The sequence below is a fragment of the Rhizobium sp. SVR5-9E genome (assembly GCF_056755095.1).
The window spans coordinates 1-688 of sequence record NZ_JBNDHS010000232.1 but is presented as its reverse complement, the minus strand read 5'-3'; the positions used below and the strand labels follow the sequence as shown (position 1 = coordinate 688).

1 pseudogene is annotated in these 688 nt (G+C 61.9%); it reads left to right on the top strand.

From position 1 onward, the window contains the following. Positions 1 to 688, top strand: a pseudogene (locus ACPYOJ_RS34580) (glucose-6-phosphate dehydrogenase); the annotation flags it as partial.

Below are 688 nucleotides of genomic sequence, written 5' to 3'. Positions count from 1 at the left end.
TCAGCCTACACCGCCTACGACTCTCGTCATCTTCGGTGCGACCGGCGATCTGACGCGCCGGCTCCTCATTCCTGCCCTCATCAATCTCACGCGCGGCGGCATGATCGGTGACGACCTGCAGATCCTCGGTGTCGCCGTGGAACCGGGCGGCGACGAGATGCTTCGCGACCGGCTGGACGATTTTCTGTCTGGCCTTGGCGACGGTGAACCACTCGCCACGGATGCGGCCTGGAAAGGGCTGAGGCAGCGGATCAGCTATTTTTCGGGCGATTTCACCGGGGACGACGTCTATCTGGAAATCCGCAGGCGGCTGAGCGGCAATGCGGCTTTCTATCTCGCCGTGCCGCCGGCTTTCTTTGGCCCGATTATCGAGAAGCTCGCGGAACACGGGCTTACCGATGAGGGTGAAAGTGCCTTCCGCCGCATCGCCATCGAGAAGCCGTTCGGAACCGACCTCGCCTCGGCGAAGGCGCTGAACGCGCAGATCCTGTGCAAGGTCGCGGAAAGCCAAGTCTACCGGCTCGATCATTTCCTCGGCAAGGAAACCGTACAGAACATTCTGACGGCGCGCTTCGCCAACATGATCATCGAGTCGCTGTGGAACAGCCGCTATATCGACCATGTGCAGATCACCGCCGCCGAGATCGTCGACGTCGGCACGCGCGGCAAATTCTACGACGCGACCGGC